Raw genomic sequence first — 25,870 nt, forward strand, 5'->3', positions numbered from 1 at the left:
GTTTCAAAAAACTGAGCGTGTCGAGAGTCTATATAGCAATCTTACTTTTACTACTCTTTATTGACCAATTCACAAGTCTGCGCGTTTAACGTGCAATTTCATGGTTGTAAAGGAACCAACTTATAAAATCTGAGCTTCTAACTCAATCAATAAGGTAACCGAAGTTACCGATCGGCAGTGGACCCGGCTGTCCGTATGGCCTTAGCCCCAGTGGAGCGGTCCGTAGGTAAATTGCTTTGAAAAACTCTTACAAACACGATTCGTCTTTCAAATCGAGTTGATTATAAACAGAATAAAATTTACTGTCAATTATTTTTATGTGTTATTCTATCCCTGTAACATTTCAAGTATGAGGAACCGATTATGAATCAGTATGTAGATCAGAGCATCGCGCTCTGGGTCATCTTTATGAGCGTCATCGCCTTTCTGCTGTATGGGCTCGACAAGTATAGGGCGATCCACCATCGGTGGCGGATTCCGGAGCAGACGCTGATTCTGGCGGCGCTCGTCGGTGGCGCACCGGGTGCCCTGCTCGGCATGCGGATGTTTCATCATAAAACGCGGAAGTGGAAGTTCCGTATCCTGGTGCCGCTCGCCACGATCGCGTGGATGGCGCTGCTCGGCTATCGCTTCGTTATAGTGTAGCGCTGTGGATGCGAGAACCAGATGGAATGACATATGAAGAAATTTTGTTGTACTATGTAGTAAAGTCCCGCTATGCTGGAAACATCGCGACCGTTGGTCGCGCTGCTTTTTAGAATGTCCAGCGATGTGTGGACGAATCATGATATGACTGGAGAGAAAATGGAAAAGATAAAGTCAGTTGCGTTACTTGGGGCTGGTGCCGTCGGCTCCTATGTGATCTATGGATTTTCAGGCTGCCCTGATCTTCGCTTCAACCTCGTCGCTGAGGGCGCGCGTGCGGAGCGCTTAAAGAAAGACGGCTGTCTCATCAACGGGGATGTATACCATCCGGAGGTCCTGTCGTCTGCCGAGGCACACGGAGTCGACCTGCTGATCGTCGCCCTCAAGTATGGTGCCCTGAAGGAAGCATTGCCCGAGATCCGGGCGGTCGTCGGCGAACACACGACGGTCATGAGCCTCATGAACGGGGTCGACAGTGAGGACATCATCGCCTCTGCCATCGGTGCGGAGCACATGATCTACTCGATGATCAAGGTGGCGTCCTCCCGCCAGGAGGGCCGGGGCTGCTGCTTCGACCCGGAGACGACCGTCGGGATCATCTATGGGGAGGCCAATGCTCCTTACGAGAGTGCACGGATCCGCGCGATGGAGGATGTCTTCGGAAGGTCCCGCCTGCATACGCGGCACACGGACTGCATCCGCGAGGAGATCTGGAACAAGTTCCGGCTCAATGTATGCAACAACCTGCCACAGGCCATCCTCGGCGTCGGCGTGGGCTGCTACCGGGACAGTGCGCACATGAAAGCCATCAGCGATGGACTCCGCCACGAGGTGGAACAGATCGCAGAAGCGAGGGGTGTCGACATGGAGAAGCTCGCTATGCTGGACAGCAAGGGCTGTCTGGTGTCGCCGGCCGCGCGCTACTCAACTCTGCAGGATCTCGATGCTGGACGGCATACGGAAATCGATATGTTTTCCGGGACGCTGATGCGGATGGGCGAGGAATGCGGCATTCCGACGCCGTTTAACACCTGCATTTACCACCTGATCAAGGCACGCGAGGAAAAGAACGACGGCCTCTTCGATTATGAGGGAAAGACCGATAAAAGCTGCTGGGCGAAGTAAAAAGATCCTATCACGAAACAGCCTGCCGTTAAAACGGCGGGCCGTCTTTATGTGTGCGAAGCTGTAAAGTTTTTATGCGTCGACATCATCTGACGGATAGAAGGAGGTATCATGCCTGTCGAAAACACCACAAAAGCCTGGTTTCATCTGCCTGGCCTGTTCGAATATTATGAGCTCTATGCCCGTTTTCTCCCGCTGTACCGTGCACATCGGGCGTACTTCTATGATTGGTGCGAGATCGGCTCGATCTATGGCGCACCGCGCGACGCGATCTGGAGCGGTGGACGCATCAGTGATGGCACAGCCGCCCCGGAGAATGTGCTGACACTCATGCGGGACTACGGCATCTCTGCCCGCCTCACCTTCAGTAATTCCCTGCTGCAGCCGGAGCATCTGCACGATCCGGCCTGCAATGCGCTGTGCCGTCTGTTTTCGGAAGGAGCAGCGCCGGCGAACGGCGTGATCGTGTCCTCCGATCTGCTGATCGATTATCTTCGGACGCACTATCCGAAGCTCTATCTCGTCTCCTCGACCACGAAGGTACTGACGGATTTCACAGAGCTTCGTCATGAGCTCACGCGGCCAGAATTTCGTTTCGTCGTGCCGGATTTCCGCCTGAATAAGGTATGGCCATCTCTTCGTGCACTGCCACAGGCAGCGAAGAACAAGGTCGAATTTCTCTGCAACGAGTATTGCTGGTTCGGCTGTCGGGACCGAAAGGCCTGCTATGAAGCAGTCAGCCGCATCGCCCTCGGGATACCCGGTCCGGAGCATCACTGCGCTGCCCCGCATGCAGCCGAAGGCTATCGCTTTTCGAAGGCGATGGAGAATCCAGGCTTTATCAGCCTGGACGATATCCGGAACGTCTATCTTCCGATGGGCTTCTCGCAGTTTAAGATCGAGGGGCGGGGCCTCGGCAGTGCGCTGATCCTCGAGTTCCTGCTCTACTACCTGACCCGCCCGGAATACCAGATTCACGTGCGCGAGGCACTCTACCTCGACAACATGCTGGATCTCTTCTGATCCACTGCCTGCGTGGCGCCATCCTCACCTTAAGAATTTCGTAAGGGGGTCAGACCCCATTACGAAATTCTTAAAAAACGTTGAAGTCGCCGTAAGGGGAGCTGCCCTTATAACTGCAGACATCAAAAAAGCTCCCTCGCGGGAGCTTTTTCGTTATGCGCATGATAAACATACGCTTCATGGTATCCTTATGCAAACAGTGCCGGGAACAGGAAGGCTGGAATCTGAAGCCAGATGTCCGGGAACAGAATCATAACCGCAAGTACCGCAAGGGAAGACAGGAAGTACGGTAGTGTTCCCTTGAAGGCATCCTCGATCGAGATCTTCGCGATACTCGATGCGATGAGGAGGCAGAGGCCGTACGGTGGTGTAACGAGGCCGAGGGCCAGGGTTACGATGATGATCAGTCCGAGGATGATCGGGCTGATATTGAGTGCTGCTGCGGACGGAAGGATGATCGGGCAGAACAGGATCATCGCCGGTACCGCATCCATGAAGGTTCCGATGAAGAGAAAGAACAGCACAACGACGATCAGGAATACGGTTCTTCCACCCGGGATGGAGACGAAGAAGGACTGTACGATCATGTTCAGCTGATAGTAGCTGAGGAGCTCACCTAGTGCGTTCGCGGTTGCAAGTGCAAACAGGGAAAGGGAGGACAGCTTCATGGTCTCGATCAGGATCTTCGGAAGCATGTTGAACTTCAGTGAACGGTAGAAGAACAGGCCGATCAGAAGTGCATATACGCAGCATACAGCGGATGCCTCGGTCGGCGTGAAGAAACCGGTGACGATACCACCGATCAGGATAACCGGGGAAAGCAGTGCCGGAAGAGAATCCAGTACGAGCTTCGCCACATCCTTTGCAGGAACCGGGTCCATCTTCGGGAAGTTCTTCTTCTTGGAATACATCTTAACGACGGCCATCTGAGACAGTCCGAGGAGGATGCCAGGAAAGAGACCCGACATGAAGAGGGCACTCGTCGAGCAGTTTGCAATACCCGCGTACACAACCATGGTGATACTCGGAGGGATGATCGACCCGAGTGTAGAGGATGCTGCGGTGACACCGACAGCCGTTCCCTCATCATAACCGGTGTCGATCATGGCCGGGATCAGGATGGAACCGATACCTGCGGTATCTGCCTGTGAAGAACCGGAGATACCACCGAACACCATGGACACGAGAACGTTCGAGTATGCGAGTCCACCACGGAAACGGCCGACCAGCGCGTTACTGCAGGCAACCAGACGGTCCGTGATATCACCCTCGTTCATGAGGTTCGCTGCGAGAATAAAGAGCGGAACCGCGAGCAGGGTGAAGGAGTTCATACCATTGAACATCTTCGTGAATACAACCGTATTCGGGATCGTCGGCATCGACATGATACCGGTGAAGGAAACGACGCCCAGTGCGAAGGAAATCGGCACACCGATGGCAACAAATACGATAAATAAAATAACCAGTAGAGCGCCCATTATGCCTTACCTCCGTGAACAAGCTTCATAATCTCTTCATAGATCTGATAAACCAGATAGATGCTGGCGGTACCGCCGCAGATCGGAAGACACATCCAGGTCGGGCCTCTCTTGAAGCTCGGGATGTTCGTCCAGGTATAGTTCCAGAACTGCTTCGTGATCTGAATGCCATACACAAGCATCAGCACAGCGAAAATCAGCATGACGATGTCGATGACGATCTGAAGTACGCTCTTCGCCTTCTCATTCTTCAACTTGTCATAGAAAGAGGTGAATGCGAAGTGACGCTTGTCATCAACCATCGCAGCTCCACCCATAAATACTGCCCAGATGAACGAATACATCGATACATCCTCGGTCCATGTTGCAGCGATTCCCATAAATCTCGTCGCCATCTGGATGACGACGGTCATCAGGAAGATGAAAAGGAATACAGCTGCGACCATAACCTGTAGATTTTTCAGACCTTTAATTGCTTTTTTCATCATTTAACCCCAAGTATGTAGTGATAAAAACAGAGAAGCTGCAATCCGTTCCCTGCAGCGTCGATGATCTGCTCTTCGTTACGGTTTGCCCGCTTCTCTGTCTGAGATCTGTTTCAGTTTCTGATCTTTGTTTCGATGTCCGCTGTCAATTTCAGCTTCGATCGAAACAGATGTCCGAATGCCGGATGATTACTTGTTGGCTGGATTTGCCTTCTTTACCATCTCAAGCTCTTCTTCCATGCCGTTGTCCTTTGCGAACTTCTCCTGGATCGGCTCTGCAATCTTCTTGAATGCATCGATATCCATATCCTCAAATGCAGTAACCTCTGCGCCGTCCGCAATTACCTTCTCCTTGGAAGTCTTGAACATCGTGTAAACGGTCTCACGCTCAACCTCGGTTGCCTTCTTGCAGGCTGCGTCTACCCACTCCTTCTGCTCATCGGTCAGCTTGTTGTAGCGGTTGCCATCCATGAGGAGAAGACGGGTGGTGAAATCGTGGTGAGTCTCACAGATATAGTGACCGTTTGGCGTCTTGTGGTGCTCCTTCAGCATGAAGGATGTGTAATCGTTCTCAGCGGAATCTACAACGCCCTGCTGTAATGCCTGGTAAAGCTCGCCCCATGCAACAGAGGTAGGAACCGCGCCACACTGCTTCCAGAACTCCTGCTGAACCTGTGAGGACTGTGTACGGATGGTCATACCCTTCAGGTCTGCCGGTGTCTTGATGGCCTTCTTACCATAGTAATCACGTACGGAAGAGGTCCAGTAGCTCATAACACGGAAGCCGTTGTTTGTCTTGTCGAGGATGGTCTGCTGCATCTTGGCACCGAAATCGCCGTCAAGTGCTGCCTCCCAGTGATCGAAGCTGTCGAAGATGTAGTACAGGGAGAAGAAATCTACCTCTGGTACACCGATGGATGTCATGAATCCCGGAGATGCAACAACGAGATCTGCTGCACCCATGGAAAGCTTCTCTACGAGCTCGTTCTCGTTCTCGCCGAGGGTTCCCTTATGAACGGTTGCGGTCGCCTTTCCACCGGAAACCTCCTCCAGTGCATCCTTGAATGCGTCCATACCGATGGAGTATGGGTTCTCCTCAGAGGTCTGGTTCGATGCGATGATCAGGTTCAGCTCAACCTGTGCCGGATCTGCGCCGCCCTTGTTGTCCTCCGCCTTTGACTCAGCTGCTGCCTGGGTTGCTGCCTGACTTGCTGCCTGACTTGCTGCCTGAGTTGCTGCCTGAGTTGCTGCCGGTGTGCCGCTGCCTCCACATGCTGCGAGTGACATGGCCATCGCGCCTGCTACGACGAGTGATAAAATACGTTTTTTCATTATGCCTCCCTATGGTATAGAAAAAAATTCGTTTCGACGAAAGCGCACACTTTCGTCCAGTATCGTTATTATACAACTTATACAAATAATGTCAACTTATCCAGCATGCTGCCCATCACATTTTTGTGGTTATCCGGTCAACTATTTTATGTGCATTTTACAAAGCACAAAATAATATCCAAAACTCCATCTTCTGTTTTGAGCACTTTTTATATTCTCGTTTCATCGACGGCCTTAAGAATTTCGTAAGGGGGTCTGACCCCATTAAGAAATCCTTACGAAATTATGAAAGCGTCGTAAGAGGGTCTGCCCCCATAAATTCTTTTCTTTTGCGTCCGACTGATGTAATCTACATTATATATTTTTTCGAGGGGAAGGTACTTACTATGGAGAAACAATGGTGGCACACGAAAACAGCTTATCAGATCTATCCGAAAAGCTTCTGTGATACGAACGGAGACGGCATCGGCGATCTTCCGGGCATCATCGATAAGCTCGATTATCTGAAGGATCTCGGCATCGACATCCTCTGGCTCTCACCGATCTACTGCTCTCCGCTCGCCGATCAGGGCTATGATATCTCAGATTACTACAACATTGACCCTCGCTTCGGAACGATGGAGGACATGGATCGGCTGATCGCGGAAGCGAAAAAACGCGATATGTACATCCTGATGGATCTCGTCGTCAACCACTGCTCGGATGAGCACGCGTGGTTCCGGAAAGCCTGCGAGGATCCGGAAGGTGAATACGGAAAGTACTTCTACATCGAAGACTGTCCAGATGGAAAGCGGCCGTGCAACTGGCGCTCCTACTTCGGTGGCAGTGTCTGGGAACCGCTTCCGGGGCATCAGGACAAGTGTTACCTGCACATGTTCCATAAGAAGCAGCCGGATCTCAACTGGGAAAACCCGAAGCTGCGTGAGGAAATCTATACGATGATCAACTGGTGGCTCGATAAGGGGCTCGCCGGCTTCCGCATCGATGCGATCATCAACATCAAGAAGCCGCTTCCGTGGCAGGATTATCCAGCAGACCGCGCGGATGGCCTGTGCAGTGCGGGCGAGGTGCTGAAGCACGCCGACGGCATCGGTGCCTTCCTGAGTGAGATGCGTGACCGCTGCTTCCTTCCACACGGCGCCTTTACCGTCGGTGAAGTCTTCAACGAGAAGCCGGAAGAGCTTCCGGATTTCATCGGTGACCACGGCTACTTCTCCTCGATGTTTGATTTTAACGAGACCATCTTCGGTGGCAGTGGGAACGGCTGGTACGACCAGACGCCGATCACACCAAACGACTACCGAAGCTGCTGCTTCGCCAGTCAGAAGAAGGTCGGTGACATCGGTATGCTGTCCAATATCATCGAAAATCACGATGAACCGCGCGGCGTGTCCCGCTATATCCCAGAAGGTGAATGCAGTATCCCTGCGAAGAAGCTGCTGGCCACCATGAATATCATGCTTCGTGGCCTTCCATTTATCTATCAGGGTCAGGAAATCGGTATGGAAAATGTAGAATTCCAGTCGATCCGCGAGGTAAACGATATTTCAACGCTCGATGAATACCAGGTCGCACGGAAGGCCGGACTGACACCGGACGCCGCACTGAAGGCCGTCAACCGTCTGAGCCGTGATAACGCCCGGACACCATTCCAGTGGGACGCTTCGGCCAATGCTGGATTCACGGATGGCACCCCGTGGCTGCCTGTAAACCGTAATTACACGCGAATCAACCTGGCCAGTCAGAAAAACGACCCGGATTCCGTTTACCAGTACTACCGTCGTCTGCTGGCGCTCCGGAAGGACCCTCGCTATGCCGAGACGGTCGTTTACGGTGATCTGGTTCCAGTCTTCGAGGACCAGGACCGCGTCATGGCCTACTACCGAACGAGCGCTGCGCAGACCCTGCTCGTCATCGGAAACTACAAAACCGAGCCCCAGACTCTGACCCTCTCGTCGAAGATTCGAAAGGTCGTACTGAACAACCTGCCTCAACTGAAGACCGAAGGCGATACCATCACGCTGGAAGGCTATCAGGCCGTCATCCTGGATGTTTCCTCTGATAGCTGAGCAGAAAACACATTCCATCACAAGACATTTTCCGAGGATAAAGAGAAGAGCGAAGCCAATGTTGCCGAATCCGAAACATTGGCTTCGCTTTTTTATCGGAAATATGCGTATATAAAAATAAAAGAAAATATCCGTGTCCTGCCATGGTAAACTATAGCTATAAGGTAAACTCTTTTGTGATGATCCGTGCAGATATGTAAGTATGGGACGAGATGAAGGTTCCCGTACATAACGAAAAGGAGGTACGATATGAGCGTGATTACGATGGACCGCCTTCCGAAGACACTGGGAGAATGTAAGGCGATGCCGCAGGCAACACTGAAGAATCCGGAGGAAGTAGCCGCACTCACGGTCGCTGTGCTGGCCCTCTATCCTGAGAATCCGGCAGAGACCGAAAAGATGCTGGATTTTCTGCGCGGACCGCGACCATTAAATGGTATGGATAAGCAGTTTATCAAGGATCGTTTCCGCGGAAAGACCTATCTGATGCGATCCTATTTTGTCGGTTCGACACCAGAGAATAACTACACGCCGGCACTTCCGTATCGTGTTTCGGTATCGGAGAATGCAAACAGCCGGAGCGAGGATGGCTATCTTACACTCTATGTGACCTGCAGTGGTGCCGACAGCCCGAGACCGCTAAAACTCCGGAACAAGCCGTCGACCGGCGAGTGGTTCCTGTGGGAACAGCAGCTGCTGACCGGCATCCGGATCCCGAAGGCGGAGGATGCGTGGGCATAAATGAGTGAGTACATCATTTGAATCAACCACTCCTGGTATCCGTCAAAGTATCATTCTGATCCTTGGGATCTTCAGGCGCAGAAAATGCAAAAGCAAACGACCATCAACCTGCTCCGATGAGGAGTAAGTTGATGGTCGCAAAAGTGCCGTAGCTTCTTCTACCCATGCAATCAATTCATTAATCCGCCATAGGCAGATTCTATCATGTGTGCTGAAACCCCTTCCAAAATCTGTTCTTTTTCATTATACTGTTCGAACCTGTCGGAAATTCCGACAGGTTAAATCTTCATCTAACTCGCCTTCTTCATAGATATTTCGTATATGTTCCACGATATTGGTTCGAGATGATTGAAACAATTCTGCCATCTGTGCCTGCAGTTCAAAAGCAATGTATTCGAAGATTTCACGAAGGTCTGTCTCGGCCTGATCTGAAATCACGATATCATAAATCATAATCTTTGCGAATATCAGCAAAAACAGATTTTGCTGATCTAGTACGACCTGCCTGCATATCCGCATATCCTTTCTCAAGTTCTGTATTCATCTGTGCTTCTGATAATGCACTAACATCTACAGGACGAGCGGATGGCATTTTCACTTCAAAAGGAAGTCCTCTTTGAAGAATAATTTGTTTGTAAAACATATTTATTGCATTGGATGCAGGAATTCCTAATGCTGCTAAGATTCCTTCTGCCTGTTCTTTTACATCAGGCTCAATGCGTGCGTATAAATTTGCTGATTTTGTTGCCATAGTAAACACTCCTTTCGAGTTTTTTCTAACTATATCATATACATTTGTACAGACAAAAGCAATGCAAAATCAATATTTGACCCGTAGTGGACAATCGCTGACCGCTATGGGAGCCAACTGTCAAAAAACTTCCTATCTTTCGGTCATTAAGCCACCTGATTTAATGACGCTTCGCCTTCACATATTCTCTATATTCATCACGAACGATTGAATATGAAATCAAATTCTCTATAAGCCCAATGACATCTGGATCATCCAGACGCCATAGCCGATCATGTACGATACTGCCGAGAAAGAATCGTTTTCCACTGATGATTCGCGGATACCGATCTTCGACAAACATCCTGAGTTCATCAATTTTACCACTGCCCTGTCTTCCGACCGCAATTTTCCCACTATGATAAAAACTCACTTTATCACCAGTGATGGCCACATTATCCTCGACAACTAACTGTAACGCATGATGTGCCTCTTTTTCATCATCATGAGCAACCACGATGCAGGTTTTTACCTTATCCGGACTCGTGCTTTTACAATATGTTATAACGCCGATGGAGAAGAATTCTGTATTCTCATTGACCTTCACGAGAAACGATCGGTAAGGGCCAAAGAACTTACCGCCAGCTGCATTGCCATACGATAACATTCGTACGCCGTAATCTTCAATCAATTCAAACAGGCCATATTTTCCGGTCGGCATCTTGACGCGTGTATCCAGCAGACCTTCCCACAGATTAAATATCGGAACGGCGAGACTTAGTGGCGTTAATTTGCTGATACCATCCCCGTAATCATCGTCTTCTCTATCAGAAAAATCTTTCTTCAGGTAGGATTCCAGCCGGTCGAATGGGATTCGTGGTGGAAGCTCTCCGAGATCCCATTCTTCATATTGATCCGACAGCATCCCCTTATAATCCGGTAATGTCGTCAGGCTTATGTAATCATCCTTTTCCGCATCATATCTGAAGCAGTACTGATCAATTCCATTCGTAAGCATGGCATACGTAGCCCCCATCAGATCACAGTATTCAAACATCTGCTCCTTCGCCTTCATGTCCAGATACACGTTGGGTGCCTTGCACTCAATCACTGCGATCGGTACCGACTGCTGATCTGCATCCAGCGCATGAATGACGATATCCGCCCTCTTTTTGCTTGTGATGCCATAGTGCGATAAGTGCTGCTCCGAAATGATTTCCTGTATCGGAACATGCAGCGTATCCGTCAAATACAGGATCACGCTCTGCCTTACCGTTTCTTCCGGCGTAATATAAATCAGTTTTTTTCGGATAGGATCCAGATAGCATTCTCTGCCATTACGCTTATATATCGGGGGTAGTTTCCCCGAAAAGGCTGCTTCCATGTCTTTTCCTCCGGAATACTCTGTTGATGTAAGGCGATACCTAGTCGCTTCCGTAATCGAAATCGCCCTTGATGAATTGGTTATATGCTCGATTTCCAATAAACTTTGTGTCGACGAAATCAAAGCCACCACCAATAACTCCACCAACCACCGGGATTGCCTTTCCAATGTTAATGGCACCTTTCTCACCGAACTTCGTCAACATACGGAACCCAACCTTTTTGTTGATGGCAATTAGCACTTTACCAGGAATTTTATCTATAAGATTCTCCAGACCTTTCTGTCCAATCTTGATTCCGGCTTTCTTTACCACCTCCATAACCGATACTCCTGCCAGACAAGCATATACAAGGGTCTGTACTTGATCAGTATGAACATCGTATCCTGCCATATATGCTGCACATGCTATCATTCTCATCTGCACATACATAACAGAACCAACATTTGCAGGAATCGCTACAGGCAATGTGATGACGCCACCCAGGTTCGTTATAAATCCAGAAGTAGTACATTTGATCACCTGTTTATTGATCATATCTTTTGCGGCATCTTCAACTGCAACATTGTGCTGTAAATAGTCATCGGCCATTTTCTCGATAGGAGAACTGATCATAGGGATGCCTTGTATGCTTTTCGAGTACAAAGAATCCAAAAGATTCATCATATCCGCTTGAGATAAAACTTTCTGCATTTCTTTTTTTGCCATCTCAGTTCTCCTATAACGTGGTTCTTGTCATGTGTAACTATGCGAAAAAGCGCAGAGTCCGATAACCCGCGCTTCCAAATATACCATATGTGGTCAGAAACACATCGTGCTCTTAACATTTTAAATATATCAGAATTTCCACCTTCTCTCAATGAATTAAACTGGAGGTGATAACACTGATTTCTGAAGTGAAGTGCCATATTTTCTGCTATAGTAAATGTGGCTGCAGTCATTAACTGGTCAGCCAGAATGCACCGAAAGGAGCTGATCTTATTGGCGAAACGTTTTGTTGTTGGACAGCAATTTGGTGAATTGACCGTCCTTGAAGAGCTTGAACCGCACATAACGCCGAATGGTTCTCCTCAGAGAATTGTTAAAGTCCGTTGCTCTTGCGGAAATATCTACGAAACAAGGCTGACCTCTGCTCAGAAAAGCAGAATGTGCAAAGCCTGTCTCGACAAAAAGCGTAGGCAGGATATCACTGGTCAGCGTTTTGGAAAACTCATAGTCACATCGATGGCTGATGACTACATCTCCCCCAGTGGTCACCGGTTGTCACGATGCAACTGTCTTTGTGATTGTGGAAACACCTGTGTCGTAAATATGTCAGCACTTATTACCGGAGCAACAACTTCCTGCGGATGCACGCGGAATTCCAGAGGTCTTCTAAAAGATAATCAACACTTGGTGGCTCAATATGACTTTAAAAAAAACAAGGAACTGGATTTAGAATTCGATAAACTGACAGCTGCTTCAAACGTGAAAGTTTGGTGGAAATGTAAAAAATGCGGGAATAGTTGGTTGGCAACGATTGCAAGCCAAAATGATAAACACAAAAAACATGGCTGCCCTTACTGTTCTGGAAGATTTGTTATTAAGGGAAAAAACGACCTTCTGTCTCAGCATCCAGACGTTGTTGCTGAATGGGATTACGATAAAAATGCCATAGGCCCTGATGAAGTCTCCTCCAATTCCGCGAAAAAAGTCTGGTGGAAATGCAAGGAAGGGCATGAATGGAGAGCAACCATTGCAAACCGAGTCAAAGGCTCTGGTTGTCCACGCTGCAATATCGAGAACGTAAACTCCTTCTGTGAGCAGGCCGTCTTTTATTACATCAGCAGATACTTCCGCGATGCTGTCAACAGTGACATGTCCATAGGTATGGAGCTTGATATCTATATTCCTTCCATAAAGACAGCGATTGAATACGATGGAGAAGCCTGGCACTCTACTCAAAAAAAAATCAGAACCGATGTTAAGAAAAACCGGATATGTGATGAAAAAGGCATAACCTTAATCCGAATTCGTGAGCCGCGGATTGGCAAGCTTGAAAACTGTGTCTGTTTTGTTCGTAAAGACTCTACCACGAATGAAACGCTGGATACTGTTATTAAAGAAGTCTTACAGTATCTCGGCGTACAGAATGCCGATGTGGATACTACATCTGACAGTGGAAAAATATTGGCCCAGTTCGCTACGAAAAAGTATAAAAACAGCTTATCATACTGCTACCCTGAAATAGCTGCAGAGTGGCATTCAACAAGAAACGGAGGTCTGACACCAGACCGTGTCAATAAAAAGGCTCGCCTAAGAGCTTGGTGGCTAGGCAAGTGTGGTCATGAATGGCAGATGACAGTTTCTGATCGTACAAGAGATCCGGCAATCAGAAAAGATGGTAAAAGAATTAAAGGTCAGGGATGTCCATACTGTGCTGGAAAAAAGATTCTGATTGGATTCAACGATCTTCAATCTCAGTATCCGGAAATTGCTGCTGAATGGCATCCAACAAAGAACGGCGCTCTCAAACCGATGGATGTTATGCCTGGAAGTAAGAAAAAGGTATGGTGGCTTGGAAAATGTGGACACGAGTGGCAAGCAACTATAAGCGCCAGATGCAAGAGCAGCCAAGGCTGTCCTCTATGTTTTCAGCAAAAGAAAAGCCCTGCCGTAATCTGCATAGAAACTGGGAAGGTCTTTAATCACGGCACAGAAGCTGCCGCCTTTTTGGGGATTAATACAGCTGCATCGATATATAAATGCTGTAGAGGTGAAATAAAATCAGCCAGTGGTTACCATTGGAAATATTATCAAGACAGTGATAAATAATGTAAGAAAGGGATGTAGATTATTGCTGTCTGCGTCCCTTTCTTTTCATATCAGTCATCCAGTTCTTTCATTATTCCAAAGGTCGGCCCTGCCGACACCTCCCATTGATGGGAAGGATTATTCTTCATGCATTACTTTAATTTATATTTTTGCCAAAGCTCCTTTCATTCCAGTCAAAACTGTCTCCCCAAAATAGCGGATCATCCTTGGGAAAGAGCCAATTACCATTCCCGCAACCATTGCTTCGATAACAAGCGACCACTCTACCGGTGGCATAAACAGACAGCTCAGTCCTGCCAGGATGATAAAACCGCCTATCAGGCCAAATATAAAGTCAAATACTCCACCCGCAAAATTCATCATACAGATAAGCATGGTTAATACGATCTGCGCCGGTAACAGCACAAGCTGTACTACGACGGCAGACCTGCCCTCTACGTAAGAAATAAGGACACTTATACGGACGGTGAGCAGTGGGGACATCGTATGGTCTCTATGTATAAGACCTACGCCTATCAGGAATTTTTCTACAGCTACTACGGATATCATTTCCGTAAGGAGCTGTATTTGTATACGCCGTACCTCGCCACCATCAACAATCTCTCCACACCCGTTATCAAGACGGCGGATAAAACTATGAAAGTCACCTATACGCTGACAGAAACGGAGGAAGCATGATAAAGTTTGAAATCCCATATAACCTTGATCCGGCCTATCCGGAAAAGCTCCTGCAGAGGCCTGCTCTGATTCCGTACATTGATTGCATCTATGCCGCTGCGTGGAAGGATGACTGCGATAATACCCGCTTTGACATTACCTTCCGGAGCGACTATCCGAAAACCTACGAGGAATATGTCGAGCGCATCAAAAGCCTTCTCGCCCTCGGCATCCCTGTCTGCATACTCGCCCAGAAGAAGACAACCATCACCATGATCCGAAAATACCGCGCCCTTGGCATCCACCAGTTTATTCTGAATGATGACAAGCTGGCGGCAAGGATCAAGCAGGAATATCCGGAAGTGCGGCTTACGTTATCCATCACGCGGGCGCTGACCCTATCCGAGCTTCAAACCGGTGATTATTCCATGTATGACCGGATTGTATTGTTCCACTGGTTTGCCCGGCATCTGGAAGCTCTGCAACAGCTCCCGACCGGCTATCAGTACACCATGATTGCAAACAGCGCCTGCTACCATGACTGCAAATGGCATGACGAGCACTGGTTTCTTAAAGGCGATACACCGGAAAACTACGCCAAGGAATCTGAACACGTCTGTTCAAGCTGCACAGCGCTTCTGTCAAAAGGGAAACAGCAGTCAGCATATATCGAGCCAGAAGACCTGAGATACTTTGACCCATATGTCTCGTGCTATAAGCTGGTTGACCGCTATGATGATACGGACACCATTTTCAACACTTTGTATTCCTACTCCGCACGCATCGGTAGCGGCGGGAAGCCAAAAGAATACTATAACCTGTAACTCGGAATTAGGCAGCGCCAAGGCGGCAGCTGCTTTTTTCATGCCAAGAAAAAGGAGGAATCACAACATGAAAGAATTCTGGAACTCTATTCAATTAGCTTTTGCCGCTGTCGGAGGATGGCTGGGCTACTTCCTTGGAGGATGTGACGGGCTGCTGATTGCCCTGATTATCTTTGCTGTCTGCGACTATATCACTGGTGTTATGTGCGCCATCGTCGATAAGAAGCTGTCCAGCGAAGTGGGCTTCAAAGGTATCTGCCGCAAAGTGCTCATCTTCGTGCTTGTCGGCATTGGAAACGTCGTTGATGTTCAGGTGCTCGGCCAGCCGGGAGTGCTCAGAACGGCGATCATCTTTTTCTATTTGTCCAATGAGGGTCTGTCTCTGACAGAAAACTCCGCTCATCTCGGACTACCTATCCCTGAGAAATTGAAAGCGGTTTTAGAGCAGCTCCACGACCGCGACAGTGAGGAGGAACACAAGCATGATGAATAAAGGAATTGACGTATCCCATTGGCAGGGAAACATTGACTGGAACAAGGTCAAAAAGGCCGGTATCGAGTTTGCCATCATCAAAGCTGGCGGCTCCGATGCCGGTTTTTATACGGATAGTAAGTGGGAAGCAAATTACAAAGGTGCGAAAGCAGCCGGTATTCCTATCGGCGCATATTATTTTGTCGGTAAGGACTGCGTGACCGCTGCCGCCGGAAAAGCTGATGCAGAGCGCTTTCTGAAAATCCTGAAGGGAAAACGGCTTGAATACCCGGTCTACATGGATAATGAAGCACAACCTGCTTCTGCCAAGGTCGGTATCACGGAGGCCACCATTGCTTTCTGCGAGACAATGGAATCCGCCGGATACTTTGTCGGTGTTTACGGCTCCGCTGTTTCCGGTTTCAAAGAGCGCATGGGCGACTCCAAGCTCACGCCTTACGCTCACTGGGTAGCGCAGTATACCAGCAAGTGTTCCTATAAGGGCAAATACGGCATCTGGCAGTATTCTTCCAAAGGCTCTGTCGATGGCATCAGCGGCAACGTAGATCTGGACTATGGCTATGTGGATTATCCCGCCATCATCAAGAGTGGCGGCTTCAACGGCTATACGAAGGATGCCTTTGACGACAACACCCCTGCTCCAGCGACAAGCTCCCAGCGTGACCAGATCATCGCACAAGCAAGAGCATGGCTTGGAAAGAAGGAATCCGACGGCAGCCATAGAGAAATTATTGATGTCTATAACAGCCACAAGCCCCTCGCCAGAGGATATGCCGTGAAATACACGGACGCATGGTGTGCTACCTTTGTCTCAGCCCTCGCCATCAAGTGCGACCTGACCGATATCATTCCGAACGAATGCGGCTGCGGCCAGATGGTCACCCTTTTCCAGAAACTCGGTGAGTGGGTGGAGAATGATGCCTATCTCCCTTCTCCCGGCGATGTCATCTTCTATGACTGGCAGGATTCTGGTTCCGGAGACAACACCGGCTGGCCGGATCACGTCGGTATCGTCGAGGCTGTTTCAGGCAAGACCCTCACCATCATTGAAGGAAATAAGAGCGATTCTGTCAGCAGACGCTCTCTGCAGGTTGATGGAAAGAACATCCGTGGCTATGGCGTACCGAAGTACAATACCGGCTCCGTCACTCCTGATCCGGTCGCTCCGGGAAAGACCGTGGACGAGCTCGCCAAGGAAGTGCTGGACGGCAAATGGGGAAACGGTACCGACCGCAAAAACCGCCTCACTGCTGCCAGATATGACTATTCTGCCGTGCAGGCCAAAGTCAACGCTCTGGTGAAAGCAAAGAGTGAATCTGCTGTTTTCTATACCGTGAAAAGCGGCGATACCCTCTCTTCCATCGCCCAAAAGTATGACACCAGTGTTTCTGCGATTCAAAAACTCAATCCAACGCTCATCAAAAACGTAAACCTGATCCTGACCGGCTGGAAGATCAGAGTGAAATAACTGAATACCCAATCTGCATGCCTGCGAGTGTTCTTCGGAATGCCCGCAGTTTTTTTTATTTTCCTCCGCTCAAAACAGCCTGCAATCTCCAGTGGAAACTGGAGGTGGATATGTTATGCCAAACGAAAATACATATATTCAATCTGGATATTTTACACAGGAGCGGATTCAGGGCGATCTGGACTATAGCCGAGCGCAGGACATTGCCAAAAAGATGCTCAATGACGGTCTGATTTCTGTGGCTGAATTCAACAAATTAACCGCCATCAATCGGGAAACTTTCTCTCCCTTGTTCGCGGAAATAATGCCAGAAATACCTTGATATGTAGCGGCTTTAGAGTGATGTATAGACGTACGGAAAGGAGGGACTTCCCTTGAAAAAAGTAACAAAAATCGCGGAAGCAGCGAACACAAAAGTCAAGCTCAAGAAGATCAGGGTAGCCGCCTACTGCCGCGTCTCCACAGATTCCGATGCACAGCTTGAAAGTCTTGAGGCTCAGAAGACTCACTACGAGAACTACATCACTTCCCGTGATGACTGGGAGTTCGCAGGCCTCTACTACGATGAGGGCATCACCGGCACTAAGAAAGATAAGCGCCCGGAGCTCATGCGGCTCATCGGCGACTGCAAAGCCGGTAGGATTGACTTCATTGTTACGAAGTCCATCAGCCGCTTTAGCAGAAACACTACGGACTGCTTGGAGCTGGTCAGAAAATTGCTCGACCTGAACATTCCTATCTTCTTCGAGAAAGAGAACATCAACACCGGCTCGATGGAGAGCGAGCTTTTTCTGGCAATCCTCTCCAGCATGGCTGAAGGCGAGTCTGTTTCCATTTCGGAAAACAGCAAGTGGTCAATTCAGAAGCGCTTCGAAAACGGAACCTTCAAATGCAGCTACCCACCCTACGGATATGATTGGGACGGCGAACAAATGGTAATCAACCCTGAGCAGGCGGCTGTGGTAAAAGAAATCTTCGCGTCGCTACTCTCCGGCAAAGGCACCCACGCCATCGCGGATGACCTGAACCGGCGCGGCGTTTCTTCCAAGCGAGGCGGACGCTGGACAGCCACAACCATTCGCGGCATGCTTTCAAACGAGAAATACGTCGGCGACTGCCTTTTCCAGAAAACCTATTCCGATTCACAATTTGTCCGACACAACAACCACGGCGAGCAGACGCAATACATGGTCACGGATCACCACGAGCCTATCATCAGTCGGGATGATTTTGAGGCAGCAAAAGCTTTTATAAGTCAGCGGGCATCCGAAAAAGGCGTGACAAAGGGTACCGATAAATACCAAAACCGATATGCTTTCTCCGGCAAGATCATCTGCGGTGAATGCGGCGACACCTTCAAGCGCCGGATTCATAGCTGCACCGATCACAAATACATCGCGTGGTGCTGCAACACCCATATCAAAGACAAGGATAGGTGCCACATGCTATTTGTAAAAGACGATGCGCTGAAGCAGGCATTCACCACGATGTTGAACAAGCTGATTTTTTCACACCGGCAAATCCTGAAGCCTTACTTAGAATCATTGAAAACATCATCGTCAGATGATTCTCTTCATCGTATTCAGCAGATTCAAACCCTTCTGGCGCAAAATACCGAAAAGCGCGAGACTCTTACAATGCTCATGACGCAGGGCATCATTGATCCGGTGCTCTACAGTCAGGAAACAAACGAACTGCTTTCTCAAGCGGACAGCTTCCGGGATGAGATTGAAGCCCTGAAGAATGAAGTTTCCGGAGATGTAAACAAAGTCACCGAAACCACAGCACTGATTCATTTCGCAGAAAAGAGCGCCATGCTTCAGGAGTTCGACAAAGACTTATTTGACAGATATGTAAAACGCATCATCGTTCATTCCAGAAACGATATCCGGTTTGAACTGAAGTGCGGTCTAACGCTCAGGGAAAGGAAGTGAGGGCATGGGACATACACCATACGGATACAGAATTGAAAACGGCTGCGCTGTGATTAACGAAGATGAAGCCGCCAAAATCAGGAACCTATACGAGAATTACCTCGCCGGAATGGCACAGTCAAAAGCTGCCATCGAGGCAGGTATCGAGGCCTACCACAGCTCAGCAAAGCGTCTGATGCAAAACAGGCACTACCTCGGCGATGACTTCTACCCGGCAATCATCGATCAGGAGACCTTCGACAAGGCAGAAGCGATTCGTCTGGAACGTGCCGGTAAGCTCGGAAGGCTGAACCTTCTGAAAAGCTCAAAGCCTATAAAGGTTCCGACACACTTCTGGTTTGCAGAAGCGGAGAAAGAATACGAAGATCCGAGGCTACAGGCAGAGTATCTGTACAGCCTCATTGAAAGCGAGGCGATCTAATGGGAAATGTTATGGTCATCCCGGCCAAAAGGCAGGTCGGGAACACGGTAAAACAATCCGAGCAGAAAAAGCTCCGCGTCGCAGCCTATTGCCGCGTCAGCACGGATTCCGACGAACAGGAAACCAGCTATGAGGCGCAGGTCACGCATTACACGGAGTACATCCAGAAGAATCCCGACTGGGAACTGGCAGGCATATTTGCGGACGATGGCATATCCGGTACCAACACCAAAAAGCGTGACGAGTTCAACCGCATGATTGACGAGTGCATGTCCGGAAACATTGACATGATCATCACCAAGTCCATCAGCCGATTTGCCCGAAACACTCTCGACTGCCTCCAATACATCCGGCAGCTCAAGGACAAGAACATTCCGGTCTATTTCGAGAAGGAATCCATAAACACGCTGGATGCCAAAGGCGAGGTGCTCCTTACGATCATGGCGAGCCTTGCTCAGCAGGAAAGCCAATCAATGAGCGAGAACATAAAGCTCGGCCTTCAATACCGCTATCAGCAGGGCAAGGTTCAGGTTAACCACAACCGCTTCCTCGGCTATACCAAGGATGAGAACGGCAACCTTGTCATTGATCCGGAACAGGCCGAGATCGTAAAACGCATCTACCGGGAATACCTCGAAGGCTCCAGCATGGACAAGATTGCTTCCGGTCTTATGGCTGACGGCATTTTAACCGGCGCAGGAAAAGAAAAATGGCACACAAGCACCATCAACAAGATTCTCCGAAACGAGAAGTATATGGGTGACGCGCTGCTTCAAAAGACCTACACCACAGACTTCCTGACGAAGAAGCGCATCAAGAACAACGGCACCGTACCTCAATACTACGTTGAAGGCGACCACGAAGCGATCATTCCGAAAGACCTCTTCATGCAGGTGCAGGCCGAGCTTGTCCGTCGCCGGGCAGTTCACATCAGCCCGACCGGAAAGAAACGAGGCTTCTCCTGCAATCACTGTTTTGCCCAGATGATTTTCTGCGGTGACTGCGGTGAGCTTTACCGACGTGTCCACTGGAACAATCACGGCTGCAAGTCTATCGTCTGGCGCTGCATCAGCCGCTTGGAGCCGAGCTCGGCAGAAATGAACTGCACCAACCGGACAGTAAATGAGCTCCTGCTTCAGGAAGTCACGGTCAAAGCCATCAATCAGATTCTGACTGAGAGCGATACCTTCCTAAAACAGTTGCAAGCCAATATCGCCAAGGCTGTAGTCAGCGCTGACACCCTCTCGCCGGACGGCATCCAAGCTCGGCTGGAAGAACTGCAAAAAGAGCTTATCAAGAAGGCAAACAACAAGCAGGACTACGACGCCATCGCCGATGAGATTTTCCGCCTCCGGGAGCAGAAGGAACAGTCCGAAGTTGACAGCCACCACCGGGAAGAGACCATGAACCGAATCAAGGAGCTGCAAAGCTTCATCGCCAAACAGAAAACTGACATCACGGAGTTTGATGAGGCTCTGGTAAAAAAGCTCATCAAGAAGGTAAACGTTTTTACCGACCACTTCACCGTGGAATTCAAATCCGGGCTTGCAATCGAAATCGAAGCATAAAAAGGCTCCTCGCCACTGGATTTCCAGTGATGGGGAGCTATCTCTTATGAATTCCAAACTTTTTTATTCTTTAATTTCATAAATTCATCTGCAAAAGCAGTTGCTGTTGAATGATTCTTATCAATACTAATATGCTCTTTGTTATAATTTGCAGCTTTCGTCCAGTTAAAAGTCCCATGTATTGATGTATATAGGTCTATCACGCAGAATTTCTCATGCATAATATTCTGATAGTAAGATTGAACCGTTATCCAGTAAACCGGGAAGTCATCTTCTAATGAAAATTCCGCATTATGATTTCTATCACAATCATCGAGAGCAATTTCTATAACCAGTCCTTGCTGTTTTTTCTTGAGTAAATGGTAAAATAAAACTGTAAATGCCTATGCCGTTATGCTATGAGCATAGTACATAGCATAACGGCTTCTCTTTCGTTGAGCTAGCAAGGAGGGTGAATATGTCTTTATCCATACAAGAGCGATTAAAAGACCTACGTGTGGAGCGTGGCTTGACGCTGGGGCAGCTTGCGGAGCAGACCGGGCTTTCCAAGTCTGCGCTGGGCAGTTACGAAACGGAAGACTTCAAGGACATCAGCCACTATGCCCTTATCCGGCTGGCGAAGTTTTACGGTGTGACCGCTGATTATCTGCTGGGGCTGTCTGAAATGAAAAATCACCCAAACGCCGATCTTGCAGACCTGCGTTTGAGTGATGAAATGATTGACCTGCTGAAAAGCGGGAGGATAGACAATACCCTGCTGTGTGAGCTGGCGGCGCACCCGGATTTCCCCCGGCTGATGGCTGACCTTGAAATCTATGTGAACGGAACGGCACTGAAACAGGCGCAGGGTGCAAACGCCATAGTGGACACGATGAGCGCAACTGTTATAAAAAAGCATAATCCTGGCATGAGTGATACGCAGTTAAGACAGCTTATCACCGCCCATATTGATGAGGACGAGTTTTGCCGCTATGTGATACAACGGGACATAAACGGGATTGCCCTTGCTCTGCGGGAAACACACAAGGACGATTTTTTCAGCGTCCCAGAGGATAACCCGCTAAAAGAAATGCTGGAAACTGCTGGTGAAATCGTCAGCCAGGACAGCGACACGGAACAAGCGTACTTGGCGTTTATCTGCAAACGGCTCAAGCTGAATTTTAGGAAGCTGTCAGTAGAAGAACGGAAGTGGCTGAAAAAGATTGCGGAAAAATCCGACTTGCTGAAGAATCCAAAACCGCAGAGAGGACGAAGATAAAAAATGCCTGAACGGCGGTTCTGGTTTTTCAGAACCACCATCCAGGCATTTTGTTTAGTAATAGAAAAAGGTGCAGTTGATTATTGCGTATTGTCAATCTCTCTCAAACCGGGTAGTAAAAATACGGCAAGCGCAACGATGATAATGCCAATTCCGCAAATGACAAACCATTTCTCAACTCCCAGCCGCTCCGCCAGAGGCCCGGAAATGACAAGGCCAAACGGCATGGCGAGGGAAGCGGCGCTTGTCAGTAGAGAAAAAACTCTCCCCAGATATTCTGGTTTGACCGTTTCTTGAAAAATCGCATTTTGCACACCGTAAAATGGAGCGGAAATTCCCATAACAGTACAGCACACAACAAAGACAAGAAATGCGTCTGGCGGCAAAAGCCCGGAGAGCATATTGCTAACGCCCATCAGGAGAACGGAAAGACCGATGGTGTACCGCCGTTTCTTAAAACCGCCCCAAATGCTCAGAATGACTCCGCCAAGCAGCATACCAACCGCAAAAGCAATTTCAGCGGCAGAGGCATGGGCCGGTGTTCCTTTGAAGTATGACATACAGATGAGAGGAAAAAGCGTACTGATTGGCATATAAAAGAACATATAAATTACACCAATCCAGAGCAGAGCAAAGAGGCCCCTGTTTTGCTTTAATACCACATACCCCTCTTTCATATCCTGTAAAAACTGTTGTCTTTTCGTTTCTGGACATAGTTCAGGCGTTGGTATGGACGAAATCGCAACAGTCACACAGGCAAGGATTGCACCCACAATATCTAACAATATAATTGCATTAAGAGGCCAAACAGCATATAAAAACGCTGCGGCAGCTGGACTGATAATCGCACTTACTGCTTGCATGGTCTGCGTGTAACCAGCGCATTTTGTAAGTTCCTCTTTTGGCACAATCATAGGTGTTGCTGCGCTGAATGCTGGAGAATGAAAAGCAGTTCCCGCACTTCGGATTAACAGGACAACCATAATAGACCATACGGGCAATTCCATGTAAAACGCCACCAGCGCCAGAATACCGCCAGCGGCGGCAATTATCAAATCCGCACCAATCATTACGCTTTTACGGCTGTGCCGGTCAACAAAAGCACCTGCAAACGGGCCTAAACAGGCTTGCGGCAAAAATCCAATCAGTGTTGCCGCCGTCAATATGATTGCAGAATTAGTTTTCGCAACCAAATAAAAGATAATGGCCATTTGCAAAATACCGCTGCTAATAAAGGATATTGCTTGTCCGGCAAGAAGTGTAAAATAAGTTTTTCTCCATGAATTGTTGTTTTGGGTCATAATGCGAACCTCCTTTTTTATTGCATTGTTCCTTTGTTTCTGCAATAAAAAGCAGGCGTTGTCCCACAGAGAGGGCAGACGCCTGCATAACAACAAAGCACGAAAAAACACCACGATACAGTTCAAAGACTGCTCGTGTCAAACCTACGTGTTCCTTTGCATACGCACGCAAAAAAGCCCACCATCATGTGGAAAGGTACTTCTACTTTTTATTGCTTATTAGCGTACACAAATTAACACACGTAAGCCTCCTTCCAATCTCAAACTGTCGCACAGTATAACACACATCCGATAGACTTGTCAACCATTTTTAACCTTGTTTTCCATCTTGTTTTTCCATCTCTTACGGGCAGTAGCAAAGCCATTTTAGGGCTTTCCCGCCCATTTCAATTTTGGGAGAAGAAAGGCCCCAAAATGAACGAGTGCGGCCAAACACTTTTAGGGATTGGCCACCTTGTCCACCCATCCAGCGGGGCGGCGGGGAACGGTCAAGGCCGGGCGTCAGCCCATTCATTTCAGCCTTGACGGTTTCCTGCCGTCCTGCTACTTTTCCCGGAGTGTGGCCACACATCTGGTCACGGTGTCCAGAGCTTTGGGACTTTTTGTCCCATAGGCCGGGGGCGGAGGACGAGGGACGGGGGCTTTCATAATACGCCCTGTCTGCTGCTGAAATCAGCCCTTTGTTTCCGGCTTACCAGCCCCAAACAAAGCCCTGCTTTCCTGCCGCGTCAAATGCCCTTGCCCTCCCCGGCGGCAACGGTATTTTCAGGGCAACGCCGACAGAGCGTATAACACACTACACTTTGCTCCGCAAAGTCGTGTGCCAAATGGGGCGCTGCCCCCTTTGGAAACCCCCGCAACAAACAGGTGCTATGCACCCAGCCGGGAGCATAGCGCCGTTTGTTGTCAGCAGCCCGTTTCACGGTCTGCGTGTAGTTCCTTGTAAACTGACCTAATTCTTGATATAAAACCGGATCTGTAAACCAAGCCACAGAAATCCAGATCATATATTTTGCAGCACGGATCTCCTCAATAATCTGATTCCTGATATTTTCAAATAGTATTTCTTGACTAATATCTTCAGTGTCAGGCATAGCTCCCGGTTTAATCTCCACTCCCCACAGCTCATAATCATCGTTTGGAGGATAGATCTCATATATCATTTTTTTAAGATAATCGGCGTGTTTCTTTAACTCAATCATCTTCTCCGGAACGATACAAATATGAATATACTCTTGGAAATGATTCCATAAGTTTCTGGTAAAAACATTAGTCTTTTCAAACCTTAATGAGCAAATATTCAACAATTCAAGCAGCCCATCTTTTTCAGGGTAATCTCCGGCACGCACTGAATCAATGAGTAGTTTTCTATATTCAATTTCTGTCAATTATAGTCTCTCCTCCCTTAATAATTTTTCGCTCATCACTCAACAAGTAACATCTATCTCACAGCCACAACTACCCCAACATCTAACTCGGCAACTCAACATAGTAACATCTATCGTGGCAACTCAACTCTCACACTTTTTGACCCGATCTGCCTTTGGATAAGTTACCGAGAAGCGTTCGCTTTGCCCGATGCCAAATTTTCCCAATTGCCCGAAAACCGCAGTATTACTGGGCTTTCACGGCTATTATTCTTTGACCTTTGACATCAATACTACCGTCTCGACGTGTACCGTTTCCGGGAAGTTATCCACCGGGCGGACATGGCGGAGCTCATAGCCGGCGGCGCGGAGGTACTTCACGTCGCGGGCGAGGGTCGCGGAGTCGCAGCTCACGTACACGAGCTTTTCCGGAGCCATCTGGACGATGGTGTTGAGGGCCTTCTCATCGCAGCCCTTTCGTGGCGGGTCGACGCAGATGACGTCAATGCGCTCGTCCTGATGTACTTCATACCAGGCCGGGAGCACTTCTTCGGCGGCACCGACGTAGAACTCTGCGTTCGTGATGCCATTCAGCGCCGCGTTCTGACGGGCATCCTCGATGGCCTCCGGGATAATCTCGACGCCATAGACCTGCTTCGCCTTCTGGCTTAAGAAAAGGGAGATCGTACCGATACCGCAGTAGAGATCCCACATCGGGATATGCGCATTGGGGCCAGGCACCATAAACTCGAGTT

At 48.8% G+C, this 25,870-nt stretch carries 24 protein-coding genes and 2 pseudogenes; 15 read left to right on the top strand and 11 right to left on the bottom strand.

Going from position 1 to position 25,870, the window contains the following annotated elements; all coding sequences use genetic code 11:
* Nucleotides 1-363: 363 nt before the first annotated feature.
* From ACTQ52_RS03130 to ACTQ52_RS03140, 3 genes are all read left to right on the top strand, one after another.
* On the top strand, nt 364-645 hold the full coding sequence (locus tag ACTQ52_RS03130; RefSeq protein WP_441226477.1) for a DUF1294 domain-containing protein: 282 nt from the start codon (nt 364-366) through the stop codon (nt 643-645).
* A gap of 159 nt (nt 646-804) precedes the next feature.
* Nucleotides 805-1,770, top strand: coding sequence for a ketopantoate reductase family protein (locus ACTQ52_RS03135; protein ID WP_441981780.1), 966 nt, complete (start codon nt 805-807; stop codon nt 1,768-1,770).
* A 111-nt stretch (nt 1,771-1,881) separates the two neighbouring features.
* A complete protein-coding gene (locus tag ACTQ52_RS03140; RefSeq protein WP_410042800.1) occupies nt 1,882-2,793 on the top strand; it encodes a hypothetical protein in 912 nt (303 codons plus the stop codon).
* Nucleotides 2,794-2,981: 188 nt separating this feature from the next.
* Here the strand turns inward: ACTQ52_RS03140 and ACTQ52_RS03145 are convergent, their stop codons facing one another.
* The 3 genes from ACTQ52_RS03145 to ACTQ52_RS03155 all read right to left on the bottom strand — a co-directional run bounded on the left by ACTQ52_RS03145 (nt 2,982) and on the right by ACTQ52_RS03155 (nt 6,088).
* Entirely contained in the window at nt 2,982-4,271 is a 1,290-nt protein-coding gene (locus ACTQ52_RS03145) for a TRAP transporter large permease (RefSeq protein ID WP_441226479.1), read from the bottom strand.
* Complete coding sequence (locus ACTQ52_RS03150) at nt 4,271-4,759, bottom strand: TRAP transporter small permease (protein WP_441981781.1); 489 nt, start codon at nt 4,757-4,759, stop codon at nt 4,271-4,273. The genes ACTQ52_RS03145 and ACTQ52_RS03150 overlap by 1 nt, the downstream gene beginning before the upstream one ends.
* 186 nt (nt 4,760-4,945) lie before the next feature.
* Nucleotides 4,946-6,088 carry a TRAP transporter substrate-binding protein gene (locus ACTQ52_RS03155; protein ID WP_441981782.1) on the bottom strand — a complete coding sequence of 381 codons (1,143 nt, stop codon included), beginning with the start codon at nt 6,086-6,088 and terminating at the stop codon, nt 4,946-4,948.
* A gap of 386 nt (nt 6,089-6,474) precedes the next feature.
* Here ACTQ52_RS03155 and ACTQ52_RS03160 point away from each other — a divergent pair, with 386 nt between their 5' ends.
* Together ACTQ52_RS03160 and ACTQ52_RS03165 are read left to right on the top strand one after the other, a co-directional pair.
* Nucleotides 6,475-8,157, top strand: a complete 1,683-nt coding sequence (locus ACTQ52_RS03160; RefSeq protein WP_441981783.1) for an alpha-glucosidase — start codon at nt 6,475-6,477, stop codon at nt 8,155-8,157.
* Nucleotides 8,158-8,406: 249 nt separating this feature from the next.
* The gene (locus tag ACTQ52_RS03165; RefSeq protein ID WP_441981784.1) at nt 8,407-8,898 is read left to right on the top strand and encodes a DUF6935 domain-containing protein; all 492 of its coding nucleotides are present in this window, start codon (nt 8,407-8,409) and stop codon (nt 8,896-8,898) included.
* 442 nt (nt 8,899-9,340) lie between these two features.
* Here ACTQ52_RS03165 and ACTQ52_RS03170 read toward each other — a convergent pair whose 3' ends face one another.
* From ACTQ52_RS03170 to ACTQ52_RS03180, 3 genes are all read right to left on the bottom strand, one after another.
* Nucleotides 9,341-9,649: a type II toxin-antitoxin system RelB/DinJ family antitoxin gene (locus tag ACTQ52_RS03170; protein WP_410042806.1), complete on the bottom strand. Its 309-nt coding sequence runs from the start codon at nt 9,647-9,649 to the stop codon at nt 9,341-9,343.
* A gap of 160 nt (nt 9,650-9,809) precedes the next feature.
* Nucleotides 9,810-11,012 carry a type I restriction enzyme HsdR N-terminal domain-containing protein gene (locus ACTQ52_RS03175; protein ID WP_441981785.1) on the bottom strand — a complete coding sequence of 401 codons (1,203 nt, stop codon included), beginning with the start codon at nt 11,010-11,012 and terminating at the stop codon, nt 9,810-9,812.
* 40 nt (nt 11,013-11,052) lie between these two features.
* Nucleotides 11,053-11,718: an EcsC family protein gene (locus ACTQ52_RS03180; RefSeq protein WP_441981786.1), complete on the bottom strand. Its 666-nt coding sequence runs from the start codon at nt 11,716-11,718 to the stop codon at nt 11,053-11,055.
* Nucleotides 11,719-11,991: 273 nt separating this feature from the next.
* Here ACTQ52_RS03180 and ACTQ52_RS03185 point away from each other — a divergent pair, with 273 nt between their 5' ends.
* The gene (locus ACTQ52_RS03185) at nt 11,992-13,824 is read left to right on the top strand and encodes a zinc-ribbon domain-containing protein (protein WP_441981787.1); all 1,833 of its coding nucleotides are present in this window, start codon (nt 11,992-11,994) and stop codon (nt 13,822-13,824) included.
* A 141-nt stretch (nt 13,825-13,965) separates the two neighbouring features.
* Here the strand turns inward: ACTQ52_RS03185 and ACTQ52_RS03190 are convergent, their stop codons facing one another.
* Nucleotides 13,966-14,187 (bottom strand): hypothetical protein, encoded by a 222-nt coding sequence (locus ACTQ52_RS03190; protein ID WP_441981788.1) that lies wholly within the window; start codon nt 14,185-14,187, stop codon nt 13,966-13,968.
* 123 nt (nt 14,188-14,310) lie between these two features.
* Between ACTQ52_RS03190 and ACTQ52_RS03195 the strand changes: the two genes are divergently transcribed.
* The 8 genes from ACTQ52_RS03195 to ACTQ52_RS03230 all read left to right on the top strand — a co-directional run bounded on the left by ACTQ52_RS03195 (nt 14,311) and on the right by ACTQ52_RS03230 (nt 21,189).
* A complete protein-coding gene (locus ACTQ52_RS03195; protein ID WP_441981857.1) occupies nt 14,311-14,502 on the top strand; it encodes a hypothetical protein in 192 nt (63 codons plus the stop codon).
* The gene (locus ACTQ52_RS03200) at nt 14,499-15,305 is read left to right on the top strand and encodes a hypothetical protein (RefSeq protein WP_441080832.1); all 807 of its coding nucleotides are present in this window, start codon (nt 14,499-14,501) and stop codon (nt 15,303-15,305) included. Before ACTQ52_RS03195 ends, ACTQ52_RS03200 begins: the two co-directional genes overlap by 4 nt.
* Before the next feature lie 67 nt (nt 15,306-15,372).
* Nucleotides 15,373-15,798: a phage holin family protein gene (locus ACTQ52_RS03205; protein WP_010936765.1), complete on the top strand. Its 426-nt coding sequence runs from the start codon at nt 15,373-15,375 to the stop codon at nt 15,796-15,798.
* On the top strand, nt 15,788-17,266 hold the full coding sequence (locus ACTQ52_RS03210; protein WP_441981789.1) for a GH25 family lysozyme: 1,479 nt from the start codon (nt 15,788-15,790) through the stop codon (nt 17,264-17,266). Before ACTQ52_RS03205 ends, ACTQ52_RS03210 begins: the two co-directional genes overlap by 11 nt.
* A 115-nt stretch (nt 17,267-17,381) precedes the next feature.
* On the top strand, nt 17,382-17,588 hold the full coding sequence (locus ACTQ52_RS03215; RefSeq protein ID WP_441981790.1) for an SHOCT domain-containing protein: 207 nt from the start codon (nt 17,382-17,384) through the stop codon (nt 17,586-17,588).
* A gap of 52 nt (nt 17,589-17,640) precedes the next feature.
* Entirely contained in the window at nt 17,641-19,200 is a 1,560-nt protein-coding gene (locus ACTQ52_RS03220; RefSeq protein ID WP_441981791.1) for a recombinase family protein, read from the top strand.
* Nucleotides 19,201-19,204: 4 nt separating this feature from the next.
* Complete coding sequence (locus ACTQ52_RS03225; protein ID WP_075714313.1) at nt 19,205-19,621, top strand: integrase; 417 nt, start codon at nt 19,205-19,207, stop codon at nt 19,619-19,621.
* A complete protein-coding gene (locus tag ACTQ52_RS03230) occupies nt 19,621-21,189 on the top strand; it encodes a recombinase family protein (protein ID WP_441981792.1) in 1,569 nt (522 codons plus the stop codon). Before ACTQ52_RS03225 ends, ACTQ52_RS03230 begins: the two co-directional genes overlap by 1 nt.
* A 44-nt stretch (nt 21,190-21,233) precedes the next feature.
* On the opposite strand, the pseudogene ACTQ52_RS03235 reads toward ACTQ52_RS03230, so the two are convergent.
* Nucleotides 21,234-21,539 (bottom strand): annotated as a pseudogene (locus ACTQ52_RS03235) (phospholipase D-like domain-containing protein); the annotation flags it as partial.
* A 107-nt stretch (nt 21,540-21,646) separates the two neighbouring features.
* On the opposite strand from ACTQ52_RS03235, the gene ACTQ52_RS03240 reads away from it, so the two are divergent.
* Nucleotides 21,647-22,447 (top strand): helix-turn-helix domain-containing protein, encoded by an 801-nt coding sequence (locus ACTQ52_RS03240; RefSeq protein WP_002575858.1) that lies wholly within the window; start codon nt 21,647-21,649, stop codon nt 22,445-22,447.
* A gap of 80 nt (nt 22,448-22,527) precedes the next feature.
* On the opposite strand, the gene ACTQ52_RS03245 is transcribed toward ACTQ52_RS03240, so the two are convergent.
* The 3 genes and pseudogenes from ACTQ52_RS03245 to rlmD form a co-directional block, all read right to left on the bottom strand.
* The gene (locus ACTQ52_RS03245; protein ID WP_002584949.1) at nt 22,528-23,748 is read right to left on the bottom strand and encodes an MFS transporter; all 1,221 of its coding nucleotides are present in this window, start codon (nt 23,746-23,748) and stop codon (nt 22,528-22,530) included.
* Nucleotides 23,749-24,476: 728 nt separating this feature from the next.
* The gene (locus ACTQ52_RS03250) at nt 24,477-25,136 is read right to left on the bottom strand and encodes a hypothetical protein (protein ID WP_441981793.1); all 660 of its coding nucleotides are present in this window, start codon (nt 25,134-25,136) and stop codon (nt 24,477-24,479) included.
* A gap of 246 nt (nt 25,137-25,382) precedes the next feature.
* Nucleotides 25,383-25,829: pseudogene (gene rlmD, locus ACTQ52_RS03255) on the bottom strand (23S rRNA (uracil(1939)-C(5))-methyltransferase RlmD); the annotation flags it as partial.
* Nucleotides 25,830-25,870 lie beyond the last annotated feature (41 nt).

The sequence above is a fragment of the Oribacterium sp. Sow4_G1_1 genome (genome assembly GCF_052116105.1).
Taxonomy (GTDB): Bacteria; Bacillota; Clostridia; order Lachnospirales; family Lachnospiraceae; genus Oribacterium.

Coding starts and splice junctions, on each gene's coding strand:
- ACTQ52_RS03130 (WP_441226477.1), top strand. CDS start 364: ATGAATCAGTATGTAGATCAGAGCATCGCGCTCTGGGTCATCTTTATG.
- ACTQ52_RS03135 (WP_441981780.1), top strand. CDS start 805: ATGGAAAAGATAAAGTCAGTTGCGTTACTTGGGGCTGGTGCCGTCGGC.
- ACTQ52_RS03140 (WP_410042800.1), top strand. CDS start 1,882: ATGCCTGTCGAAAACACCACAAAAGCCTGGTTTCATCTGCCTGGCCTG.
- ACTQ52_RS03145 (WP_441226479.1), bottom strand. CDS start 4,271: ATGGGCGCTCTACTGGTTATTTTATTTATCGTATTTGTTGCCATCGGT.
- ACTQ52_RS03150 (WP_441981781.1), bottom strand. CDS start 4,759: ATGATGAAAAAAGCAATTAAAGGTCTGAAAAATCTACAGGTTATGGTC.
- ACTQ52_RS03155 (WP_441981782.1), bottom strand. CDS start 6,088: ATGAAAAAACGTATTTTATCACTCGTCGTAGCAGGCGCGATGGCCATG.
- ACTQ52_RS03160 (WP_441981783.1), top strand. CDS start 6,475: ATGGAGAAACAATGGTGGCACACGAAAACAGCTTATCAGATCTATCCG.
- ACTQ52_RS03165 (WP_441981784.1), top strand. CDS start 8,407: ATGAGCGTGATTACGATGGACCGCCTTCCGAAGACACTGGGAGAATGT.
- ACTQ52_RS03170 (WP_410042806.1), bottom strand. CDS start 9,649: ATGGCAACAAAATCAGCAAATTTATACGCACGCATTGAGCCTGATGTA.
- ACTQ52_RS03175 (WP_441981785.1), bottom strand. CDS start 11,012: ATGGAAGCAGCCTTTTCGGGGAAACTACCCCCGATATATAAGCGTAAT.
- ACTQ52_RS03180 (WP_441981786.1), bottom strand. CDS start 11,718: ATGGCAAAAAAAGAAATGCAGAAAGTTTTATCTCAAGCGGATATGATG.
- ACTQ52_RS03190 (WP_441981788.1), bottom strand. CDS start 14,187: ATGATGAATTTTGCGGGTGGAGTATTTGACTTTATATTTGGCCTGATA.
- ACTQ52_RS03195 (WP_441981857.1), top strand. CDS start 14,311: ATGGTCTCTATGTATAAGACCTACGCCTATCAGGAATTTTTCTACAGC.
- ACTQ52_RS03200 (WP_441080832.1), top strand. CDS start 14,499: ATGATAAAGTTTGAAATCCCATATAACCTTGATCCGGCCTATCCGGAA.
- ACTQ52_RS03205 (WP_010936765.1), top strand. CDS start 15,373: ATGAAAGAATTCTGGAACTCTATTCAATTAGCTTTTGCCGCTGTCGGA.
- ACTQ52_RS03210 (WP_441981789.1), top strand. CDS start 15,788: ATGATGAATAAAGGAATTGACGTATCCCATTGGCAGGGAAACATTGAC.
- ACTQ52_RS03215 (WP_441981790.1), top strand. CDS start 17,382: ATGCCAAACGAAAATACATATATTCAATCTGGATATTTTACACAGGAG.
- ACTQ52_RS03225 (WP_075714313.1), top strand. CDS start 19,205: ATGGGACATACACCATACGGATACAGAATTGAAAACGGCTGCGCTGTG.
- ACTQ52_RS03230 (WP_441981792.1), top strand. CDS start 19,621: ATGGGAAATGTTATGGTCATCCCGGCCAAAAGGCAGGTCGGGAACACG.
- ACTQ52_RS03240 (WP_002575858.1), top strand. CDS start 21,647: ATGTCTTTATCCATACAAGAGCGATTAAAAGACCTACGTGTGGAGCGT.
- ACTQ52_RS03245 (WP_002584949.1), bottom strand. CDS start 23,748: ATGACCCAAAACAACAATTCATGGAGAAAAACTTATTTTACACTTCTT.